The 20,129-nt window shown below is 48.3% G+C and carries 20 protein-coding genes; 11 read left to right on the top strand and 9 right to left on the bottom strand.

What is annotated here, in order from left to right:
• Window positions 1-165 precede the first annotated feature (165 nt).
• From cyaB to AC5YB1_RS17710, 3 genes are all read left to right on the top strand, one after another.
• Window positions 166-720 carry a class IV adenylate cyclase gene (cyaB, locus tag AC5YB1_RS17720; RefSeq protein ID WP_494520240.1) on the top strand — a complete coding sequence of 185 codons (555 nt, stop codon included), beginning with the start codon at window positions 166-168 and terminating at the stop codon, window positions 718-720.
• 66 nt (window positions 721-786) lie between these two features.
• Window positions 787-1,092: a monooxygenase gene (locus AC5YB1_RS17715; RefSeq protein WP_494520239.1), complete on the top strand. Its 306-nt coding sequence runs from the start codon at window positions 787-789 to the stop codon at window positions 1,090-1,092.
• Window positions 1,093-1,138: 46 nt separating this feature from the next.
• The gene (locus tag AC5YB1_RS17710; RefSeq protein ID WP_494520238.1) at window positions 1,139-1,810 is read left to right on the top strand and encodes a Crp/Fnr family transcriptional regulator; all 672 of its coding nucleotides are present in this window, start codon (window positions 1,139-1,141) and stop codon (window positions 1,808-1,810) included.
• A gap of 52 nt (window positions 1,811-1,862) precedes the next feature.
• Here AC5YB1_RS17710 and tsgA read toward each other — a convergent pair whose 3' ends face one another.
• The 9 genes from tsgA to priA form a co-directional block, all read right to left on the bottom strand.
• Complete coding sequence (gene tsgA, locus AC5YB1_RS17705; RefSeq protein WP_494520237.1) at window positions 1,863-3,032, bottom strand: MFS transporter TsgA; 1,170 nt, start codon at window positions 3,030-3,032, stop codon at window positions 1,863-1,865.
• A gap of 80 nt (window positions 3,033-3,112) precedes the next feature.
• Window positions 3,113-3,817, bottom strand: coding sequence for a purine-nucleoside phosphorylase (gene deoD / locus AC5YB1_RS17700; RefSeq protein ID WP_110455677.1), 705 nt, complete (start codon window positions 3,815-3,817; stop codon window positions 3,113-3,115).
• Between the two features lie 167 nt (window positions 3,818-3,984).
• Complete coding sequence (locus tag AC5YB1_RS17695; protein ID WP_494520236.1) at window positions 3,985-4,419, bottom strand: DUF3859 domain-containing protein; 435 nt, start codon at window positions 4,417-4,419, stop codon at window positions 3,985-3,987.
• A gap of 45 nt (window positions 4,420-4,464) precedes the next feature.
• Window positions 4,465-4,854, bottom strand: a complete 390-nt coding sequence (locus tag AC5YB1_RS17690; protein WP_475515649.1) for a gamma-butyrobetaine hydroxylase family protein — start codon at window positions 4,852-4,854, stop codon at window positions 4,465-4,467.
• A gap of 89 nt (window positions 4,855-4,943) precedes the next feature.
• Window positions 4,944-6,269 (bottom strand): ATP-dependent protease ATPase subunit HslU, encoded by a 1,326-nt coding sequence (gene hslU, locus AC5YB1_RS17685; RefSeq protein WP_494520235.1) that lies wholly within the window; start codon window positions 6,267-6,269, stop codon window positions 4,944-4,946.
• Window positions 6,270-6,323: 54 nt separating this feature from the next.
• The gene (gene hslV, locus AC5YB1_RS17680; protein ID WP_494520234.1) at window positions 6,324-6,848 is read right to left on the bottom strand and encodes an ATP-dependent protease subunit HslV; all 525 of its coding nucleotides are present in this window, start codon (window positions 6,846-6,848) and stop codon (window positions 6,324-6,326) included.
• A 227-nt stretch (window positions 6,849-7,075) separates the two neighbouring features.
• Window positions 7,076-7,654 carry an SPOR domain-containing protein gene (locus AC5YB1_RS17675; RefSeq protein WP_494520233.1) on the bottom strand — a complete coding sequence of 193 codons (579 nt, stop codon included), beginning with the start codon at window positions 7,652-7,654 and terminating at the stop codon, window positions 7,076-7,078.
• 14 nt (window positions 7,655-7,668) lie between these two features.
• Window positions 7,669-9,414, bottom strand: coding sequence for an arginine--tRNA ligase (gene argS / locus AC5YB1_RS17670; protein WP_494520232.1), 1,746 nt, complete (start codon window positions 9,412-9,414; stop codon window positions 7,669-7,671).
• A 125-nt stretch (window positions 9,415-9,539) separates the two neighbouring features.
• Window positions 9,540-11,735 (bottom strand): primosomal protein N', encoded by a 2,196-nt coding sequence (gene priA / locus AC5YB1_RS17665; protein ID WP_494520231.1) that lies wholly within the window; start codon window positions 11,733-11,735, stop codon window positions 9,540-9,542.
• Between the two features lie 205 nt (window positions 11,736-11,940).
• On the opposite strand from priA, the gene AC5YB1_RS17660 reads away from it, so the two are divergent.
• The 8 genes from AC5YB1_RS17660 to AC5YB1_RS17625 all read left to right on the top strand — a co-directional run bounded on the left by AC5YB1_RS17660 (window position 11,941) and on the right by AC5YB1_RS17625 (window position 20,129).
• Entirely contained in the window at window positions 11,941-12,690 is a 750-nt protein-coding gene (locus AC5YB1_RS17660) for a FimV/HubP family polar landmark protein (protein ID WP_494520230.1), read from the top strand.
• A 236-nt stretch (window positions 12,691-12,926) separates the two neighbouring features.
• On the top strand, window positions 12,927-13,139 hold the full coding sequence (gene rpmE / locus AC5YB1_RS17655) for a 50S ribosomal protein L31 (protein ID WP_110455686.1): 213 nt from the start codon (window positions 12,927-12,929) through the stop codon (window positions 13,137-13,139).
• A 232-nt stretch (window positions 13,140-13,371) separates the two neighbouring features.
• The gene (locus AC5YB1_RS17650) at window positions 13,372-14,154 is read left to right on the top strand and encodes a thermonuclease family protein (protein ID WP_494520229.1); all 783 of its coding nucleotides are present in this window, start codon (window positions 13,372-13,374) and stop codon (window positions 14,152-14,154) included.
• 178 nt (window positions 14,155-14,332) lie between these two features.
• The gene (locus tag AC5YB1_RS17645) at window positions 14,333-15,580 is read left to right on the top strand and encodes a malic enzyme-like NAD(P)-binding protein (protein ID WP_494520228.1); all 1,248 of its coding nucleotides are present in this window, start codon (window positions 14,333-14,335) and stop codon (window positions 15,578-15,580) included.
• A gap of 230 nt (window positions 15,581-15,810) precedes the next feature.
• The gene (csrD, locus tag AC5YB1_RS17640; RefSeq protein WP_494520227.1) at window positions 15,811-17,757 is read left to right on the top strand and encodes an RNase E specificity factor CsrD; all 1,947 of its coding nucleotides are present in this window, start codon (window positions 15,811-15,813) and stop codon (window positions 17,755-17,757) included.
• A 234-nt stretch (window positions 17,758-17,991) separates the two neighbouring features.
• The gene (locus AC5YB1_RS17635) at window positions 17,992-18,876 is read left to right on the top strand and encodes an MSHA biogenesis protein MshI (RefSeq protein WP_494520226.1); all 885 of its coding nucleotides are present in this window, start codon (window positions 17,992-17,994) and stop codon (window positions 18,874-18,876) included.
• Window positions 18,877-19,482, top strand: coding sequence for a PilN domain-containing protein (locus tag AC5YB1_RS17630; RefSeq protein WP_494520225.1), 606 nt, complete (start codon window positions 18,877-18,879; stop codon window positions 19,480-19,482). It begins immediately after the preceding gene.
• Window positions 19,479-20,129 (top strand): MSHA biogenesis protein MshJ, encoded by a 651-nt coding sequence (locus tag AC5YB1_RS17625; RefSeq protein WP_494520224.1) that lies wholly within the window; start codon window positions 19,479-19,481, stop codon window positions 20,127-20,129. The genes AC5YB1_RS17630 and AC5YB1_RS17625 overlap by 4 nt, the downstream gene beginning before the upstream one ends.

The following is a 20,129-nucleotide window of genomic DNA, read 5'->3' as shown; positions in this document are numbered from 1 at the left end:
ATTTGCCAATTAACGATACCGCTTCAATGAATATAAGTGTGCCAAGGCTCAACGGATGAATCCAAGCGTTATTCCTCATTACTAATCGAATGCTGTCTCTTCAATAGGCCAGATTAACCGACTCATGTTATGCTAGCGGCATGTATGTAGCAGTGAGTAGACGTTGTGAGCCAGCAACATTTTCAGGGGAAATTTGAGGTCGAATTAAAGTACCGCATCCCATCTAAAAGCAGATTTCTAGCAAAATTACGCAGTATGCCCCATGAGGTGATGCTGCAAGATAACCTAGAATCAGACACCTATTTCGACACGCCTGAGCAGCACCTATTAGCGCAACATAAAAGCCTCTGTATCCGAGATATGCAGCCATCGGGGATCAAACTTTGGATAGTCAAAGGCCCCGAGGCCGACCGTTGTGAAGCCACCAATATTAGCGATGTCTCTAAAGCCATCAGCATGCTGCAGACGCTGGGATATGTGAGTGTGCTGCAGATGAATAAGGTGCGCAGCATCTATTTTGTCGGTGATTTTCATATTACGGTCGATCATCTTGAAGGGCTGGGGGATTTTGCCGAGTTTGCCATCATGACCGATGAGGTCAGCTTGCTTGATGATTATCGACAGCAACTGCTGAACTTAGCCGCGCAATTTGGCTTAAGTGAGCAAGATCGCGAGCATCGTGCTTATCGCACCTTGCAAAGTGATGAGTTAAAGGCGTAAATTGATCTCCTTTTTGGCAGGTGTTGAGCCTGCCCTAGATGTAGAGCAAACTGTTGGAGCGTGATGATGAGTAAGTTACTGCAAGTTGATTTTGATTTTTCGGGTCCATTTGGCGAGGAGATGTCACGAGCATTGCAAGGGTTAGCCGAGTCGATCAATAACGAACCTGGGCTTATCTGGAAAATTTGGACTGAGAGCGCAGGCGATAAGCTTGGCGGTGGTATTTACCTGTTTGAGGATGAAGCGTCGGCTAGCGCCTATTTAACCATGCACACGGCTCGACTGCAGGCGATGGGGATTACTGAGGTGCGCGGTGTCATTTTTGATATAAATACGCCCCTATCGCTGATCAACAAGGCACCGATCGCCTAATCACCGCAGATTTAACCGTTAACCTTAATCTAATATCGATACCATTATGCAGCTAAAACCGCTGGCTAAAGGCCGTTTTCAGCCGATGTGGCAACAGGAACATGATGCCATTGAACGGGTGATGCGAGAGTGCATTACCGAAACCAAAACCGTCGCGGCGCAGCATAAGTTAATGCAGCAAGGCCAGCGGGTTGATGCGCTGATTTTGGTGCCCCATGGGCGTATTTCTATGGGGTATACCGCTCGAAATGGCCGGAGTTTTCAGCTGGGAACCATGAACTGCGATTCGCAGTTGTTTGGTGAAATGGAGTTTTTTACCAACTATCTGTGCCAACTCGACATTATCGCCGAAGAACCTTTAGCTATATCGATTATTAATGGCGATAAGCTGCAGCAGGCTTTGCTTAAAACGCCCCAATTTGCATTGTTTTTTGCCAGTGCCATCGCCATCGATTATCAAGATACGGTGGACATTTTTACGCGTAGAATGCTCTATCCCATCGCGTATAACATTGCCTATGATCTTTATCATCAACATTTAAAAGACCAACCAGTAGAAGGGTTTACTAAGTGTTATTTAGAAGCTGAGCGTTTTGCTACCACAGATAGAGTGTATCGCCGCGCAGTGAAAAGCCTTGAAGATTTAGGGTTGATTAAACGGGATAAAGAGGGCTTAGTGATCTGTGATTTAGCGGGTCTTAAAGCCTTTATTGAATAGGCCCCAAATAAGATATTCGGGGCCTAAGTTTACCATCAAGTACGGCTTAAGATTAATTCGTTTGGGCTGTTAACCCGACTTGCTGACGATTTGAAACCACTAACATGGTGATGATTAAGGCGTAAATTACCGGAATCGCATACATCACGGTTTGCAGACCGATAACACTTTCAAATAGCGAGCTAATGGCGGGGCTAAACATGGCGCCAGCGCTACCGCTGATTAAAATGTATGACACATTGCGGCTACTGGCAGTTTTAACAAACGAAACGCCATAAGCAATAAAGGCGTTATACAAGGCGGCGCAGGCAAAGCCGTAACCATAAGTTAGGTAGCCAATCGACTCCAAGTTGTCTGTGGTCACAATCAAGCTGGTGATGATCAAGGCGAGGCTTATCATCCCCATCACGAAATGCTGGATTTTGACCCGCGACACAATCACAGTTGAGACCAAGGCACCAACCAGTGCAGCAGACCAATATTGAGTAATGATATTGCCAGCGTCTTCGAAGGGGATGTCGAACTTGGTTTTTACAAACATTGGCGCCCAAGTTAGGAAGGTGTACAGCGCCAACATGCCAAGAAATAAGCCTACGCCACCGCTGATGATCCCAAGGTTCCATTCAGACTCATCTTTAGCCCCAGTGGTTTCATTGCTGCTTTCACACAATGAAAAGTTGGTTAATAAGGCCACAAATGCGGTACCAAGGGCGACAATACCGACAGCAAGGTAGCTGTAACTCCATGATAACGCATTGCTCAATGCGTAAGTGGTGATCATCGGAAACACCACGCCTGCCACGTTAAAGGTGGCGTCTTGCACCACAAGCATGGTGCTTTGGATTTTATCTTTCCAAACCGAGACCACAATGGTGCCAGCAATACATAGCCCTACACCACCGCATAACCCAATCAGGGTCATGGCAAGCATGACGACGCTCAATGAGCTGGTGAAGTGCATGGCCGCTGCACTGGCCGCAATAGTGACATAGCTGATTAAGGTGATGCGTTTGACACCTATTTTTTCAATTAAGAAAAAGGCTGCTATGGTGCCGGCGAGGGCACCGCCATTGAGCAGGGAGAAAATAGAGGCGACTTCGTTAACGTTAGCTGAAAATTTGTTTGCTATCGGTTCTATCAACATACCAAATTGGGTTGCGAAGCCTGCCATGACAAAATTGGCTAAAAAGCTGAGCAAGGTTAAGGATATTTTATTTTTCATTTTTTACGTCCTAATTTGCTGATGCTGCTCATAATGAGCGCGCCTAAATGGCATGAAGCTAACCTTCATGCCTAGTGGTGTTACTGATGAGCGGTTGCTAATGCCAGCTCAATCATTTGATTAAATGTCAGTTGGCGCGCCTCGGCAGTGGTCTCTTCACCGGTTAAGCAGTGATCGGATACCGTTAAAATCGCCAATGATTCGATGCCTTTGTGATGCGCTAAGCCATATAAACCGGCCACTTCCATATCGACGCCCAGTACCCCAAAACGTTCTAGGGCAGGGATCATGTCTTCATCTGGGTCGTAATACATGTCACCACTGAAAATGTTACCTACCTTCACGCTGATCTGTTTCTCTTGGGCGATAGTGTAGGCTTTATGCAGTAAGTCGAATGTGGCTGAGGTCGCCATTTGGTAGCCGCTGCTACGTTTGGCATTGGTGGGTGAGTCAGTGCCTGCTGCTTGCGCTAGGATCACATCGTTAATCTTAACGTGGTGTTGCGTTGCTCCTAGGCTACCGACACGAATAATGCGTTTAACATTAAATTCGGCGATCAGTTCATGGGCGTAAAGCACCATTGAAGGGATGCCCATGCCGTGTCCCATGACTGAAATACGCTGGCCTTTATAAAATCCGGTATAGCCCAACATATTACGAATGTTGGTGATCTCTTTGGCGTCATCGAGGTAGTGTTCGGCGATATATTTAGCGCGCAGTGGGTCGCCAGGCATGATGATGGTTTCGGCAAAGTCGCCCACTTTACCATTGATATGTGCAGTCATGAATAATCCTCTGTAAATGATTATTCTCGATAGTAATGGCCGCTTTAAAATGGCTAGAGGACATAAGTCCGCATTGACGGCAATATGTGCAAAATATCCGCCTGGCTCACAAAATAAGCGGGATTAAGGCTCTAAGAGTCGCTGGAATAGGCGTTTTTGGGTGGGAATTAATAGCCGCGATGTTTCCAAAAGGCACTGACTTGGCTCTGTTCATCATGTAAGTGGACGTAAAATGTCTTGTCGGCGACCACCTTATCTTTTAGCGCTAAGGTCATGCGCCACTTGCCCACTTTGTTGTGTTCAGGTGCCCAGATTGTGTCACCGAGGTAGAATGTCCAGTCATTAGATGCGACGAAAACGTCACCTTCAAAAGGTGGGCGGGCATTACCTTTATCGTCAGGAATATCGGGATGATATATGCAATATCTGAGTTTTTGATTCTTGGCTTTTTTTATTTGCGCCACAAAGCCAAATTCGATATCTAGGATGGCAGGCACATGCACAGTGGCTTTCATAAATTTAGGCAGAGCGTCACTTTCGTCATCCCATTGACTGAAAATGCCTGCTTGGATGATAGACACATCGGCTTTGAGTTTTGACACGCAGCGGGTTTCTCTTGCTTAGATTGAAAATAGGGTCAACAGACCCTAGTTATGGTATTTAACGGCCATATCAATCATAGGTTCGCGACTTGCCTTGGCGGCGCGCAGTCTGGCGAGATAGTTTTCCCACAATGACACCTGATTGGTGGCTAAGTCATACAAGACTTTCCAAGAGAACAAGCCAGTATCGTGACCATCATCGAAGACAATTTTGACCGCATAGTTACCAACGGGCGTGATGGCATCGATATTGACGTTTTTCTTATGGGTGACCAGCACAGGATTACCGTGGCCATGGACTTCTGCCGATGGCGAGTACACTCGCAGTAGTTCACAGCTTAACGCGTAAGTGTTGCCATCATCGAAACTGACTTCTAATAGGCGAGACTTGCGCTTGAGTTTTAGTCCTGTGACCTTGGGGCTTTCTACAGACATCTGATTGGCCTTGTTATGTGAGGTAAAGAGCAATAATACTTAGATTTATACAAAGGGGGCCTAGGTGATACCGCCTAGGCCCCTAAGTATTACAAGATAAAGCGGCTTAAGTCTTCGTCTTGTACTAAGTTATCCAGGTGTGCATTAACGTAGTCAGCGTCGATAATGGTGCTGCTACCCGATTTATCCGACGCTTCAAAAGAGAGCTCTTCCATTAGGCGCTCCATCACAGTGTGTAGACGACGTGCGCCGATGTTTTCGGTGCGCTCGTTAACCTGCCATGCAGCTTGAGCAATGCGCTCTATACCCGATTCGGTAAACTCAATCTTAACGCCTTCGGTTGCCATAAGCGCTACGTATTGCTCGGTGAGCGAGGCGTGCGGCTCGGTCAAAATGCGTTTAAAATCATCGGCCGATAGCGCTTGCAGTTCGACACGGATCGGCAAACGCCCCTGCAGCTCTGGGATCAGATCTGACGGTTTAGACATCTGGAATGCACCAGAGGCGATAAATAAAATATGGTCGGTTTTTACCATGCCATGTTTTGTAGTGACAGTGCAGCCCTCAACCAGCGGCAGTAGGTCACGTTGTACCCCTTCGCGTGAGACATCAGGGCCTGATGATTCACCGCGCTTACAAATTTTGTCAATTTCATCAAGAAACACAATGCCGTGCTGCTCAACCAATTCAATGGCTTGCTCTTTTAGGTCGTCCTGGTTGACCAGCTTAGCGGCTTCCTCTTCGATAAGTAGCTTGTAAGCTTCCTTGATGGGCATCTTGCGGCGCTTACTGGCGCCTGGGCCCATGTTTTGGAACAGGCTTTGCAGCTGATTGGTCATCTCTTCCATGCCGGGAGGCGACATGATTTCGATACCCACTTGCGGCGCTGAGATGTCAATTTCAATCTCTTTATCGTCTAGCTGGCCTTCGCGTAACTTCTTGCGAAATACCTGACGCGTGGCCGAGTCATCTTTGCTTTCGCTGTCCCAATCTTCTTTAGGCTTAGGCAATAATGCATCGAGAATGCGCTCTTCAGCGGCTTCTTCGGCCCTGAATTTGCATTTGGTCATCTGCTCTTCGCGGGTCAGCTTAATTGCGGCGTCGGTAAGATCGCGAATGATCTGCTCAACTTCTTTACCCACATAGCCCACTTCGGTGAACTTAGTCGCTTCCACCTTAATAAAAGGCGCCTTGGCCAGCTTGGCTAAACGGCGAGCAATTTCGGTTTTACCGACACCGGTTGGGCCGATCATCAGAATATTTTTGGGGGTGACCTCTTGGCGCAGATCTTCGTTAAGCTGCATACGGCGCCAGCGATTACGTAGGGCAATGGCGACAGAGCGTTTTGCCGCTTGTTGGCCAATGATATGACTGTCCAGTTCGTGAACAATCTCTCTAGGAGTCATCTCAGACATAGTTTTCCCTTAATGCATGCTGCATTGGTTATTGATTTCGAGCTGAGCTCAAGATCAGTAATTCAGTTCTTCTATCGTTTTGAATTGGTTGGTGAACACGCAGATATCACCGGCAATAGTTAACGATTTCTCAGCGATCTCTTTCGCGCTGAGCTCGGTATTTTCAAGCAGCGCCGTGGCCGCGGCTTGGGCAAAATTACCCCCTGAGCCGATGGCAATCAGATCGTTCTCTGGTTGCACTACGTCACCGTTACCCGTAATGATCAATGAGCATTCGCTATCGGCTACGGCCAATAGGGCTTCGAGCTTGCGTAGCACCTTGTCTGAACGCCAATCTTTGGCCATTTCGACCGCGGCGCGCATCAGGTGTCCTTGGTGCATCTCTAATTTTGCTTCGAAGCGCTCAAACAAGGTGAATGCATCGGCAGTACCGCCAGCAAATCCGGCGAGGACTTTATTATGGTAAAGGCGTCGAACCTTTTTTGCGTTTCCTTTCATCACTGTATTTCCCAGTGAGACTTGGCCATCACCGGCAATGACAACTTGATTGTTGCGACGTACTGAAACGATTGTGGTCACGATATTTCCTCTTCTCTAGCCGAGGGGTAGGAAACCCATCGGTGGACAATGTTTAAGATATGGGGGACGGCCGTTAAAAATTCAAGGCAAGTGAGTGGCCGTTGTTAGCGTTTGCCGTTTTTTAAGCTGAAACTGCGTGCGGTTGCGGTATTTTTCATCATTTACAGCAGGCCAAAAAAGGGGGGCAATAAAAAACGGGCACTAGGCCCGTTTCAGTTAATAGAGGCTTAACTGCCTTCCCAAAACCAAATCTGGCAACCGTTGAGGCCACCGCGCTGTAGCACATGGCGCTGCCTTTCAGCCATGCGTTTACGATCATAAGGACCAAGTACCACCTTGTACCATATGCCGCTACTGCCTTCTACTCTTCGCACTTGGGCTTCGAGTCCTTGAAAGGCTATCATCGCCTTCATCTCATTGGCTTGGGCTTCTTTTCTAAAGGAGCCGCACTGCATCTGATAGGGACGAGTCGGTTGGGTCTGCTCTGGAATATCGACTTCAACGCGTTTATTTTCTAATTCGCGCTGATAAGTCCACTCTTCCTTGGGTTTGGGCGGCAAGGCGTTAGGATCGCGCTTTTCAACCTTAGGTTGAATTGCCGGTTTAACCACAGGGGCTGGCGCTTGCTCGTCGGCGCTATCGTTAATGCTCCAGAGAAAATAACTAAAGCCGCCCAGTAGGGCGACTGTCACTAAGGTCAGCAATATCGGTAAGCGTCGTGGTGCTTGGGTAGCCGATTTTCCTCGGCCACCACGGGACCGGCCTTTTTTGGCCGGTTTTCTGTTGGCGTAGTCGCGATTGCTCATGTTACCGCCTTTCGTTACATGCGCTCTAAGGTGTCGATACCTAATAGATCTAGACCTTGTTTCAACGTTTTGGCGGTAAGTTGCGACAAGAGTAAACGGCTCTTCTTCTCGGCTTCTGAATCGGCCGCAAGGACTGGGCAGGCCTCATAAAAGCTTGAGAATGCACCCGCAAGCTCAAACAGGTAACCACATAGGGCATGGGGCTGACCTTTGTCGACCATGCGATTAAGCACTTCGCCAAACTGGGCCAATTTAGTGCCAAGCTCTTTCTCTTTGTCATGCTCAAGTGTGATGCTGGCATCGCTTAAGTCTATATCGGCGGCACGCTTGAAAATACCGGCTACGCGGGTATAGGCGTAAAGCAGGTAAGGTGCGGTGTTGCCTTCAAAACTGAGCATCTGCTCAAAGCTGAAGATGTAATCGCTGGTACGGTTTTTCGACAGATCGGCATATTTGACCGAGCTGATGCCCACGACTTTAGCGATCTGCTCCAGCTCAGCTTGATCCATATCTGGGTTTTTGCTGCGCACTAATTCTAATGCGCGCGTTTCTGCTTCGCTGAGCAGATCCACCAGTTTCACGACGCCACCGGAGCGGGTCTTGAATGGACGGCCATCTTCGCCGTTCATGGTGCCAAAGCCCATATGCTCAAGGCTCATGTTCGGATTAACAAAGTTGGCTTTGCGCGCTAAATTAAACACTTGCTGGAAGTGTAGCCCTTGGCGCAGGTCGACAAAGTAGAGCGCGCGATCGGCTTTAAGCACATTTGAGCGATAGCGCATCGCCGCCAAATCACTGGTGGCGTACAGATAACCGCCATCGGCTTTTTGGATGATCACCGGCAGCGGCTCACCCTCTTTGGTTTTAAATTCGTCTTGGAACACCACTTTAGCGCCATTGCTTTCAGACAATAGGCCTTGTGCGTCAAGGTCGGCCACAACTTGGGCTAAATCGTCATTGTAAGCACTTTCACCGCGCACATCGGCGCGAGTCAGGCTCACGCCTAAACGCTCATATACTTGATGGCAGTGGCTTAAGGATATGTCGTTAAACTCACGCCATAATTTGTTGCAGTACTCATCGCCTGACTGCAGTTCCACCACCAGCTTACGGGCGCGGATGGCGAACTCTTCTGACTCATCGAAGCGCACTTTGGCGGCGCGGTAGAAACTTTCAAGATCTGACAGTTCCATTTTGGCTTGCTCGCCTTTCGCGGCGCGCAGTTCTTCCATGTAAGCCAGTAACATGCCGAACTGGGTGCCCCAATCGCCAACATGGTTTTGACGGATCACCTTGTGACCCTGAAATTCCAGTGCGCGTACCACACTGTCACCAATGATGGTTGAACGTAGGTGGCCTACGTGCATCTCTTTGGCAAGGTTTGGTGACGAGTAGTCAACCACCACAGTTTGTGGGGTGGGAAGTACCACGCCAAGGTGATCGTCTTTGAGCGCTGTCATTAGCTGTGTGGCTAAGGCATTGTCATCAATAAAGAAGTTGATAAAGCCCGGCCCTGCAATTTCCACTTTAGCCACTTGGCTGTCTTGCGGCAAACTGTCGATGATCAGCTGGGCTAACTCACGCGGATTTTTGCGCGCCACTTTAGTCAACATCATGGCTAAGTTAGTGGCAAAATCACCGTGGGTTTTGTCTTTAGTTCGGTCGACTTGAATGCGCGCTTCAAAATCGGCAGGCACGATCTCCTGCTGCTTTAGGGTCTGAATGGCTTGTTCGAGCAAAGATTGAATATGTGATTTCATTGGCGTTTAATCGACAGTTACTTAAAGATAAAAAGATTCAGGGATAACCGTACATTTTAGCCGCTAGTGGTGGCTAATTGCTATCCTCTGGCATGAATTTTATGTGCTATTTGGCATATTTTTTATTACAACAGATCTTGCGGGTCGCGATCTAAGCTCCAGCGGCACTTTTTGGCCAAGGGTAAGGCTTCGATTTGTGGTAGCGCGACCTCGAACGACTTTTGTAGCAGGCTGCGCTCTTTGGTTTGAAACATCAATTGGCGGCGAAATTTGCCCGCTTTTTTGTCCATGGGTGCAGGCATTGGGCCTATCACTTCACACTGCTCATTTTGCGGTAAGATAGCGGCAATCTGCTGTAAAAACTCATCAGCATCTTCGGCGCGATGGGCTTCGGCGCGCAGCAGCAACATGTGCCATGCTGGCGGTAACAAGGCTTGCTTGCGCTCCTCTAATTGACCCCGAGCAAACTCACCGTAACCTTTGTGCATCAGCTCGCGCAAGATGGGATTATCGCACTGATGGGTCTGTAATAATACCGTGCCAGCTTTGCTGGCTCGCCCTGCGCGTCCCGACACTTGGGTATAGAGCTGGCCAAAGCGCTCTGGCGCGCGAAAATCGGCGCTAAAGAGGGCGCCATCTACGTCCAGCAACCCCACTAAGGTAACATCGGGAAAGTGATGCCCTTTTGCCAGCATCTGGGTACCGACCAAGATTTTATATTCCCCCTTGTGGATGGCATTGAGATGACCCTCGAGCGCCCCTTTGCGGCTGGTGGTGTCACGGTCGATGCGCACCACAGGATATTGGGGAAACTCTTTCGCCAGCGCTTCGGCTAATTGTTCTGTGCCCACCCCTTGGCCCATCAACATGGTGCTACCACATTGATGGCACTGGCGCGGTATGGCGTACTGATTGCCACAATGATGACAGCGAATTTCGCCCAATGATTGATGCACGGTAAAAAAGGCATCACAGCGATCACACTCATGCAGGTGGCCACATTCATGGCACAACAGGGCGGGGGCGAATCCACGGCGATTGAGAAACAGCAGCACCTGATTGCCCGCATCGAGGTGAATACGCATCTCATTGAGTAGCGCATGAGACAGCCCATTTTTGAGCGGCTGATTACGAATATCGATAATGCCTTGGCGCACTTTTTCGGCCGCGCCGGCGCGTTCCCCTAAGCTTAGGTGTTGGTAGCGACCGCTAAGGGCATTTTGCAGGGTTTCCAGTGACGGCGTGGCGCTGCCAAGTAACACGGGGATTTTTTCTAAATGGCCACGCATCACGGCTAAATCGCGGGCGTGATAGCCCACCCCCTCTTGCTGTTTAAAGCTGCTATCGTGCTCTTCATCTAAGATGATAATGCCGGGATAACGCATCGGGGTGAACAGCGCCGAGCGCGTGCCAATAATGATGGCCGCTTCACCCGCGCGAGCCTGTCGCCAGGCGCTAAGGCGCTGATTGTCCGTCAATCCTGAGTGGATCACCGCGACCTGCACCTTAAAACGTTGCTTAAAACGGCTGATGGTTTGCGGTGTTAGGCCAATTTCGGGGACTAAAATGAGTGCTTGCTTCCCCTGTTTGAGCACGGTTTCTAGCAAGGCTAAATAGACCTCTGTCTTGCCCGAGCCGGTGATCCCTTCGAGTAAGGTGCAGTGATAGCCTGTTTGCTGGTTGAGGGTTGCCACCGCAATTGCCTGCTCTGGATTGAGCTTATGGGGCTCTTCATCGAGGGTTAAGTTGTCGCGCCAGCTAAGGTCGAGTTGATTGGCTCTGTCTTGGTGGGTTATCCAGCCACGCTCCTGCAATGCTTTTAGCGCGGGTTTACTCAGTTCGAGCGCGTTTAATTCTTCTTGAGTCAGCTCACCTTGCAGCAAATGTTGCATCACTTTGCGTTGGGCTGGCGCGCGCTTTAAGGTGTCGAGATCGGCAGCTTGCCCTGCGCTGGTTAGGCACCAAAAACGGGTGCTTTCGGCGCTAACCTGTGCGCCTTTTCGTAAGGCGACCGGCAGGGCTTGGGAGAGCATTTGGCCCACACTGCAAAAATAGTAGCGCGCCGCCCATTGAGTCAGTTGATATAAAGAGTCGGGCAGCAGTGGCTCAGTATCTAAAAATTCACTTACCGATTTTATCTGCTGCGGCGCTAAATCACAGGTGTCAGTTACCCCTGTGACTAAGCCTATAAGTTGCTGACGACCAAATGGAACTTTCACGCGCACGCCTTTGACCGCCAGAGGGCTGTCGCTCTCTTTGACGCGATAACTAAAGTTTTGGCGTAGTGGGACGGGCAGGGCAACTTCGACAAACACAGACATAAAACCAGACAAGCAAACTTAAGGTAGAACAAGTGTAACCAGCGTACATCGTTAGGGCTACCACTATCTTTTCTTGGCGGCGGTTTTACCATGTTTTCGGGAGCTTAGTGGCGTTGTGGTCCCTGTTGCAGTGGATAAATAGATTGAATCGTTAGCAGGATTTGTGCTTAATAGTTGTACGGTTTTTGACTATAAAAATGTGGCTATGAAAACTCTGATGTACCTCCTATTACTCGCGCAGCTATCGGTAAGCCACTTTGGCTGGGCGGCAGTGACTCACGTGAGTATTAATCAAGTGCAATTTAATCTTGGGTTCAATCCTAAGCTCAAACTTAACATAGTGACCGACCAGCCTAGTGTCGACAAATTGCAGTTTGTGGTGGCGCAGCAAAGTGGACAAGAACGTTTAATGGTTACACCGGTGAATAATTTTATGTTGCAACTCACCGGTCTTGAAGATGTGACCGACGCCAGTGCCGAGTTGATTGTGCAGGAGTATCACGTTAACCAGTGGCGCGAGGTTAAGCGGATTACACTGTTTGATGCTGCTCGCTCAGCGCATTTCCCGGCTCAGTCTAAGCCAAGCATCACAGCCAAGCCGCTGGTGGCAAGCAATACGCTAACCACGCAATCCTCAAAGCCATTAAAAGCTCAGTCCAAGGCTCGGCAAAATGCCCCGCAAGGGGATGTGGCGGCAGATTTAGTGCAGGCCGATTGTCAGCTAAACTACGATGCGCAGCAAACCCTATGGCGTATTGGCAGTGCCTACGCCAAGCCATGGCAACTGAGCCCTTACGGCGCCATGTTGGCGATTTTTGATGCCAATCCCAATGCATTTAATCGAGGTCAAATCCATGGTCTGCGCGCCGACGTGGTGCTGCGTTGCCCATCGCATCGCGTGAAGGAGCGTTATCGCGATGCCAAGCAAGCTCAGCAGATATTTGAGGCCATGTAAGCTAAGCTCTATTGACTGCCTGAGTCTAGAAGTGAGCCAATACAGAGGTTAATGCTGCGCCTGGCAGGATGGCGAGTACAACGGTCATGATGATAATTACTCTGATAGGTGCAGCCTATGCTTGTATCTCCTGGTCGTATCCTGTACTATCTCGCGCCTGAATATTCTATTAACTGCATGTGGTGTCCGACTTCGGGTTGGAAGAGCGACATGGCCTTTAACTTGAGGTAATCCCAATGAAACCAGGCATTCATCCTGATTATGCAGAAATCACTGCAACTTGTACTTGTGGCAACGTTATCAAAGTAAACTCAACTGCAGGTAAGCCACTGCATTTGGACGTATGTGGTGCATGTCACCCATTCTACACTGGTACCCAGAAAGTTATGGATACTGGCGGACGTATCGACAAGTTCAACAAGCGTTTCGGCGCACTTGGCAAGAAGTAATTATTACTTTTGCAATGAACGTGAAAAAAGGTGCCTTAATGGTGCCTTTTTTGTTGCCTGCGATTTGGATGATTAACGGCTGATTATGGATTGTTGTGTAAGCTAAACCCTGACAGTATGTAAGGTCAGTTTGATATAAAGCAGCCTGGGCCATTATCGATTTCAATTCATGAATGGTCATACTGAATTCAGGCTATCTAAGTGAACCGTTAATCGAAGGATATGATTATAGATGAACAGATACAGCAGATACCTACTCGTCTTATGCGGTTTATTGCCCTGCTACTGTTTTGCAGCCCAGCCCAGTGTCTGTGTGCCCACCCAATTCGATGAAACCGTGACACTCAGTCATGTTATCGATGGCGACACGTTAGTTCTCAGTGATGATCGCCAGGTACAGCTTATTGGTGTCGATGCACCAGAAATAGACTCGCAATATCCCGAATTATCTGAGCCGTTTGCCAATCAGGCACGTCAGTTTTTACTGCAACAGGTTCAGGCCGGACAAACGTTACAGTTAGCGTTCGATCGCAAACGTTTAGATCCCCACGGTAGAACCTTAGCTTATGTTTTCACTCAAGCGGGCGAGCATTTGCAAGAGTTGCTGCTTAATCATGGCTATGCTAAAAGCCGGGTGTATCACAATGATTACTTTTGGCAATGTTTCGACACATTAGAGCGCCAAGCCAGAGCAACAAAGCAGGGGTTATGGCGCCATCCTAGTTATCAAGCGAAGCGCGTTGAGCAACTTAACCGAGATGATTTGAACCGTTGGCGAGAGGTGGCTGGTACTGTGACCGGTTTTGAAACAAAAGGGCAATATTTGTGGCTCATTATCGATGAAATATTTTATGTAGGCATACGTAGAGAAGAATCTGGTAAATTTAACAACATTTTGACCTTGGACTTGCTTCAAAGCCGCGTAATTGTGCGTGGAGAGTTGTATTATTCCTACAAAAAATGGCAGATGATCAGTTATCATCCATCCCAGATAAGTTTGCAAAATGAGCCTTAGCCTGTTTGCTGACATAATAAACTGAAATTTTCTAATATCTTGTTTAAAAAGTGGGTTGATTCGAGTATCTTAGCCTCTAACGACGCTACAGCTTAGCTCTGTTTGATTCAGGCTGAGATAGTAGGGCGTAAGACCTCACTCTAAGATTTAACTTGTCGCACTTTTCAGGATTATTAAGATGGCCGATTTTCGTCAACAAGCCCTTGACTACCATGAGTTCCCCGTTCCAGGTAAAACCGCAGTTAGCCTGACCAAGCCCGCCGAGACCAGTATGGATCTGGCGTTGGCGTACAGCCCTGGTGTCGCGGAACCTGTCCGTGAAATTGCCGCCAACCCTGATAACGCCTATCGCTTTACCGCTAAAGGAAATACCGTGGCAGTTATCTCTAACGGCACGGCAATTTTGGGCCTAGGTAACCTTGGACCGCTGGCGTCAAAACCTGTAATGGAAGGTAAGGCATTATTGTTCAAACATTTTGCTAATATCGATGCGACAGATATTGAAGTGAAACACCGTACAACGGAAGAGTTTATTAATACCGTTGAGGCCATTGCCGATACCTTTGGTGGTATTAACCTTGAAGATATTAAGGCGCCAGAGTGTTTTGAAATAGAAAAGGCCCTAATCGAGCGTTGTAACGTACCGGTATTTCATGATGACCAGCATGGTACAGCCATTGTTACCGCGGCGGGAATGATCAACGCACTAGAGATCCAAGGCAAAAAACTGGAAGAAGCGGTTTTTGTTTGTATGGGCGCTGGCGCAGCCGCGATTGCCTGTATGACCATGCTTGTAAAGTGTGGCGTGCAGCGTGAAAACGTTTACATGCTTGACCGTAAAGGGGTTATCCATACTCGTCGTGAAGATATTAACGAGTACAAAGCCCTGTTTGCCAACAACACCGACAAACGTACCTTACAAGATGTGATCAAAGGAGCCGATGCGTTCTTGGGTCTATCGGGTCCAGATGTATTAACCGCTGACGATGTTATGTTAATGGCCGACAAACCAGTGATTTTTGCTTGTTCTAATCCAGATCCTGAGATCAGACCCGAGCTTGCCCATGACGTGCGTAAAGATCTGATCATGGGAACGGGTCGCAGTGATTATCCTAACCAAGTTAACAACGTCTTATGCTTCCCATTTATTTTCCGCGGTGCGCTGGATGTGCGCGCCTCGCAAATTAACGATGAAATGAAGATTGCCGCAGTGCATGCGATTGCGGCATTGGCCAAAGAGCCAGTACCTGCCGCCGTATTGGCCGCTTATCCTGATGTCTCTGAGTTAACATTTGGCCCAGAGTATGTCATCCCTAAGCCGATGGATACACGTCTACTCTCAAACGTAGCCAAGGCGGTAGCGCAAGCGGCTATCGACTCGGGTGTGGCGGCGATAGAAACCTTGCCAGAGCACTATATGGCGTAAGCGATATCCCGCTGACTGATAAAGGGCCTGAGGGCCCTTTTTTTATTTGTACCCAATACGGTTTGTTTGTATGGTAATTAAGCTGATTTTGACTTTATCAGGGTTACATTTAGCCATTGGCTAACGAGCGTAGATAAACATTTGTCGCATTAATAAATTAACCATTTAATTTTATTGGTATAAAAACCAGTAGCAGCAAAAAATATAACAATAATTCTGCAGGAAGCGGCATGAAAGCAAATGTACTATTAACTAAAAAGCTCACCAGTTTCTGGCTGTTATCGCTAGTGGCAATGGCGTTTATTTTTCTGCTGACTGCGGTGTTTAGTGTAGTACAGCTGACCTATAAACAGCAGCGACAGCAAGTCACACAACTCAGCACTATTTTGTCGCAGCATCAAACGCCAGCGCATATACAAGGGCTCGATCTTTGGCTACCACAACTATTGTCGGCCTATCAGGCACAGCAGTTTGTGTTAACACGTCAAAATGAGGTGTTATATCGCTATGATAGTCCTCAAGGCGAGCGGCGCGTTATTCGTTATGAACGTGCCATCTTACCTGTCGCGCCAATAGCAAGTTTGTCCGCTACAGCCGATCAAGCAGCGCTTATGTTTGAGCTCAGTTTGCCCCGTCCGCTGCAATTCAATCAGATCAGTGGTTATGGCGGGTTGATTTTGCTGCTAGGCTTAACGGCTATCGCGAGCTTTGTGCGCTGGGGATATCTCTGGTTAGCCCAACAACTCGAAGGCATTGAAGATTTAGCTAAGCGTAGCCACCTTATCTTATCTGGCGATTATGACAAAGCTTTGGCCGAACGTGGTCATGGGCGACCAAGGCTCATTAACCGTGCCTTAACACAATTGCTGCTGGAACTCGATGATGCGCAAAAACAGCGAGCGCGTTTCGATAAGGTGATTCGGTCTAACACCTTCCTCGATCCCGTCACGGGCATAGGAAATCGGTTGTTTTTAAAAAATCGGCTCGATGCGTTAAGTAACGATCAGGGGATGATCGCCCCAGGAGTGCTGTTGCTGCTTGAGATGGAAGATCTGGATCTATTGCAGCAAGAGCATGATGAGTTCACCATCCAAGAGATGCTGAGCCACACCATTAATGACATTAACCAGTTGCTCAACAGTTACGCTAACAGTATTTTTTCACGCCGTTCTTATAATCAGTTTGCCATTGTTATTCCGCAAATTTCCTTGGTCGATGTTGAAAAGCTGGTGGCTAAATTGCTTAAGGTCTGTTTGGCACAGCCATTGGATGACTTGGTTAATCGTGATGATTTTTTCCATATTGGTGTGGCTTATTTTAAGGTGGGCGACAGTAAAGAGCAGTTGATTGAAGAGGCGGAAATGGCGTTACGTGCAGCGCAGTTTCAGGGACCTAGCGGCTGGTTTATGTATGACAAGGGGGCCGTCGATGAAGAGTTTGCCCGAGGTTCGGTGCGTTGGCGCAGCTTTTTAGAGTATGCGCTGGTTAACAAGCGGGTGGTTATCTATTCTCAGCCGGTGTTGGACAGTGATGGGGTAGAGCACCACAGAGAGGTGTCGAGTAGGCTACGCGACAGCAAAGGTAACTTGGTTCGGGCCACCCTGTTTTTACCCATGGCGATTAAGTGCGGTCTTACCCCTCAAATTGAGCGTCAGGTGATAGAAGCTGTGTTATTTGACTTGTTAGGCAGCAACCCTCAAAGCACTCAGCGTTACAGTATCAATCTTAGCCTCGATACCCTGACCAGCCGGGCATTTATTCGTTGGTTTAAAACCACCTTACTCGAATACCGTAATCTGGCATGCAAACTTATTATTGAGGTCAATGAAGATATTGTGGTCAATAATATTGAGCAGTTAACGCCCACATTGAATATGATCAGTAAAATGGGGGCTAGCCTGTGCGTTGACCGAGTTGGCCAACAGGTGGTGAGCATGCAATACATCACTAGCTGTAAATTCGATATCATTAAATTGCATCGTTCTATCGTGCGGCAGATTCATTTACGCCAAGAGAATCAATTGTTTGTAAGAAGCCTTATCGGCGGCTTATATCGCGCTGAAGTGCGGGTGTTTGCCGAAGCGATAGAGTCATTCGAAGAGTGGCAAACCCTTAAAATTCTAGGGGTCAGTGCCGGGCAGGGCAGCCTGTTTAGCGATCCGGTACAAGAAATATAATAGTGAGAGGGGTAAGGGCGTTGGCAAATATGACTATGCTAGAGTGAACTAAATTGAAGATATCGCATGGTTCTGGGCTTTTTTCTATAAAATTAAGAAATTAGTCGCTACAATGACCACAATTTTTTCGATGTTTAACACTTACCCTCTGGTTCGATATTGCGCTGTGATTGGATTTTTTGGTGGTTTGGGTGTCTCAACTCAGATTGGGCATAACATAGTGGGCACAGCTTAATGCAACAACGTTTTTTCAGTAAACTGGCTTTTTGGCAAACATCACACCCTAGTGCTAATGTTGGTGTTTATATTGGCGTCGACGAACTGACGGTATATTGCGGGGCTGAATCGCCAGCCTTGATTAAAATTCCGCTAATCAAACATGATTGGCATCTTGCTTTGGCAAGTCTTGCTGAACAAATTCCCGCTGCCAATATGCACATTGTCCTTAGCGATTGCTATTACCAATTGCTACTAGTCGACAAGCCACCGGTTGCCGATGAAGAGATAAGCCAAGCCTTATTTTGGTCGATTAAAGATATGGTGGTCAAACCCGTCAATGCGCTGCATTTAGATTATTTTGAAGCGCCGCAATCGAGTAGCAACAAGTTAACTGTGGTGGTGGCCGAGCGTGCCATGCTCAGCGCTTTGGCGTTGGCCGCTAAGCAACATGAACTCACCATTGCCGGCATCAGTATTGAAGAGATGGCCATCAGTAATTATCAGGTGAATGACAATCAAGCGAGATTGGTCTTGTGCCATATGCCAAACAGTGAGCTGATGCTGGCTGTGATTAAGCAGGGGCAACTGTTTATGCAGCGCAGCGTCAGAGGCTTTAATCAGATAGATACGGTATCGGCGGCGGATCTGCGTTTAGGTATAGCCGATAATCTGAGTATCGAGCTGCAACGCTCGATGGATTACTTTGAAAGCCAATTCCGTCAAGCCCCGGTGGCCTCAATTGACTTGTTAATGGAAGGCGATCGTAATGAGTTGGCTAATTTGCTATCGGCCAACTTTGACCAGCAGGTCGAGGTGATCCCCTGCGAGCGCGTCGCAGACAAACTGGCTGAGCTTGCTTACGCCGAGTTTAGTCGAGATGCTCAACAGGAGGTGGCGTAGATGGCGCAAAAACTCAGGGTTAACCTATTTCATCCCTCACTGTTACCCCCCCAATTACGGCTCTCTTTTGCACGTTTATGCCAAGTGGCGATAGCGGTGGGACTCTTGTTACTGATAGCCAATGGCATCACCTATTGGAGCGTTAATCGTCTGCAGCAACAACATACGCAATTAAGCGCGCAAAAGGCAGACTATGACCGCCAAAAACTGCAGTTAGAGCAGCAGCTCGGCGCGCGCGGGGCTTCACCGACGTTAGTGGCTAAGGTGGATCTGGTGACCCAGCAGCTTGAGCTGAAACGCCAATTGCTGGGTGAGCTCGGCCAAGTGCAAGCGCTCACCAGTCATGGCTACTCCTCCTTATTAACCGACTTGGCCAGTGTGGCAGACAGTCGCACATGGCTGACCCGTATCCAGATTATGGAAAAACAAGTGATATTTGAAGGCTACAGCAGTGCGCCGCAGGATGTGCCGCGTTGGGTGGAGCGTTTAAAGCAGGTCGATACCTTAAAAGGGCAAGCCTTTAGCACCTTGACCATCAGCCGGGGCGAAGGCGAGCCGCTGTCATTCGTGCTTCGCAGTGAAGCCGCAAAGGAGTCGAGCCAATGAAGCCATTTTGGTCCCAATGGGGCGCTCAGTTTAATGTACTCACTCAGCGTGAGCGGCTGATGATAGCTGGCGCTGCGCTTATGGTTATCGCTGCGCTACTCTATTTTCCATTAGAGTCGTTACTGCTTAAGCGTGATACGCTGCAGCGTCAAGTAAGCGCGATGACCACAGAAAACAAGGTCTCAATGCAGCAAATTGAACTCTATCAGCAGCGCTTAGCCCAAGATCCCGACCAAGAATATCGGCAACGATTAACCACGTTAGAGCAACAGTTGGCGGATATCGACCAACAGCTGTCATTTCAGATGGTTGATATGGTGCCAGCTGAGCATATGCCGGCGATGTTGAGCCAATTGCTGGGGCAGATTAAAGGAGTGAAATTACATTCGTTCGATACCCTCGCTCCACAACCTTTACTGCCGGTCGGTGATCAAGACAAGCTGAATTTGTACAGTCATGGTATTAAGCTCACCTTCGTGGGCGACTATTTTGCCACGCTGAAGTTTGTGCAAGCGGTAGAAAATATGCCCAATAAGCTTTACTGGAAGCAGCTCGATTACAGCGTCGATAAGCACCCTAAGGCAAGCGTGGTATTGGAGTTATACACCTTAAGTATCAATAAGGACTTTATCAGTGTGGCGAAATAA

It is taken from the genome of Shewanella sp. 433, assembly GCF_059338565.1.
The sequence above is the reverse complement of the archived record's forward strand: the minus strand, read 5'-3'. Positions and strand labels throughout refer to the sequence as shown.

Coding starts and splice junctions, on each gene's coding strand:
- AC5YB1_RS17715 (WP_494520239.1), top strand. CDS start 787: ATGAGTAAGTTACTGCAAGTTGATTTTGATTTTTCGGGTCCATTTGGC.
- AC5YB1_RS17710 (WP_494520238.1), top strand. CDS start 1,139: ATGCAGCTAAAACCGCTGGCTAAAGGCCGTTTTCAGCCGATGTGGCAA.
- tsgA (WP_494520237.1), bottom strand. CDS start 3,032: ATGAAAAATAAAATATCCTTAACCTTGCTCAGCTTTTTAGCCAATTTT.
- deoD (WP_110455677.1), bottom strand. CDS start 3,817: ATGACTGCACATATCAATGGTAAAGTGGGCGACTTTGCCGAAACCATC.
- AC5YB1_RS17690 (WP_475515649.1), bottom strand. CDS start 4,854: ATGTCTGTAGAAAGCCCCAAGGTCACAGGACTAAAACTCAAGCGCAAG.
- hslU (WP_494520235.1), bottom strand. CDS start 6,269: ATGTCTGAGATGACTCCTAGAGAGATTGTTCACGAACTGGACAGTCAT.
- AC5YB1_RS17675 (WP_494520233.1), bottom strand. CDS start 7,654: ATGAGCAATCGCGACTACGCCAACAGAAAACCGGCCAAAAAAGGCCGG.
- argS (WP_494520232.1), bottom strand. CDS start 9,414: ATGAAATCACATATTCAATCTTTGCTCGAACAAGCCATTCAGACCCTA.
- priA (WP_494520231.1), bottom strand. CDS start 11,735: ATGTCTGTGTTTGTCGAAGTTGCCCTGCCCGTCCCACTACGCCAAAAC.
- AC5YB1_RS17660 (WP_494520230.1), top strand. CDS start 11,941: ATGAAAACTCTGATGTACCTCCTATTACTCGCGCAGCTATCGGTAAGC.
- rpmE (WP_110455686.1), top strand. CDS start 12,927: ATGAAACCAGGCATTCATCCTGATTATGCAGAAATCACTGCAACTTGT.
- AC5YB1_RS17650 (WP_494520229.1), top strand. CDS start 13,372: ATGAACAGATACAGCAGATACCTACTCGTCTTATGCGGTTTATTGCCC.
- AC5YB1_RS17645 (WP_494520228.1), top strand. CDS start 14,333: ATGGCCGATTTTCGTCAACAAGCCCTTGACTACCATGAGTTCCCCGTT.
- csrD (WP_494520227.1), top strand. CDS start 15,811: ATGAAAGCAAATGTACTATTAACTAAAAAGCTCACCAGTTTCTGGCTG.
- AC5YB1_RS17635 (WP_494520226.1), top strand. CDS start 17,992: ATGCAACAACGTTTTTTCAGTAAACTGGCTTTTTGGCAAACATCACAC.
- AC5YB1_RS17630 (WP_494520225.1), top strand. CDS start 18,877: ATGGCGCAAAAACTCAGGGTTAACCTATTTCATCCCTCACTGTTACCC.
- AC5YB1_RS17625 (WP_494520224.1), top strand. CDS start 19,479: ATGAAGCCATTTTGGTCCCAATGGGGCGCTCAGTTTAATGTACTCACT.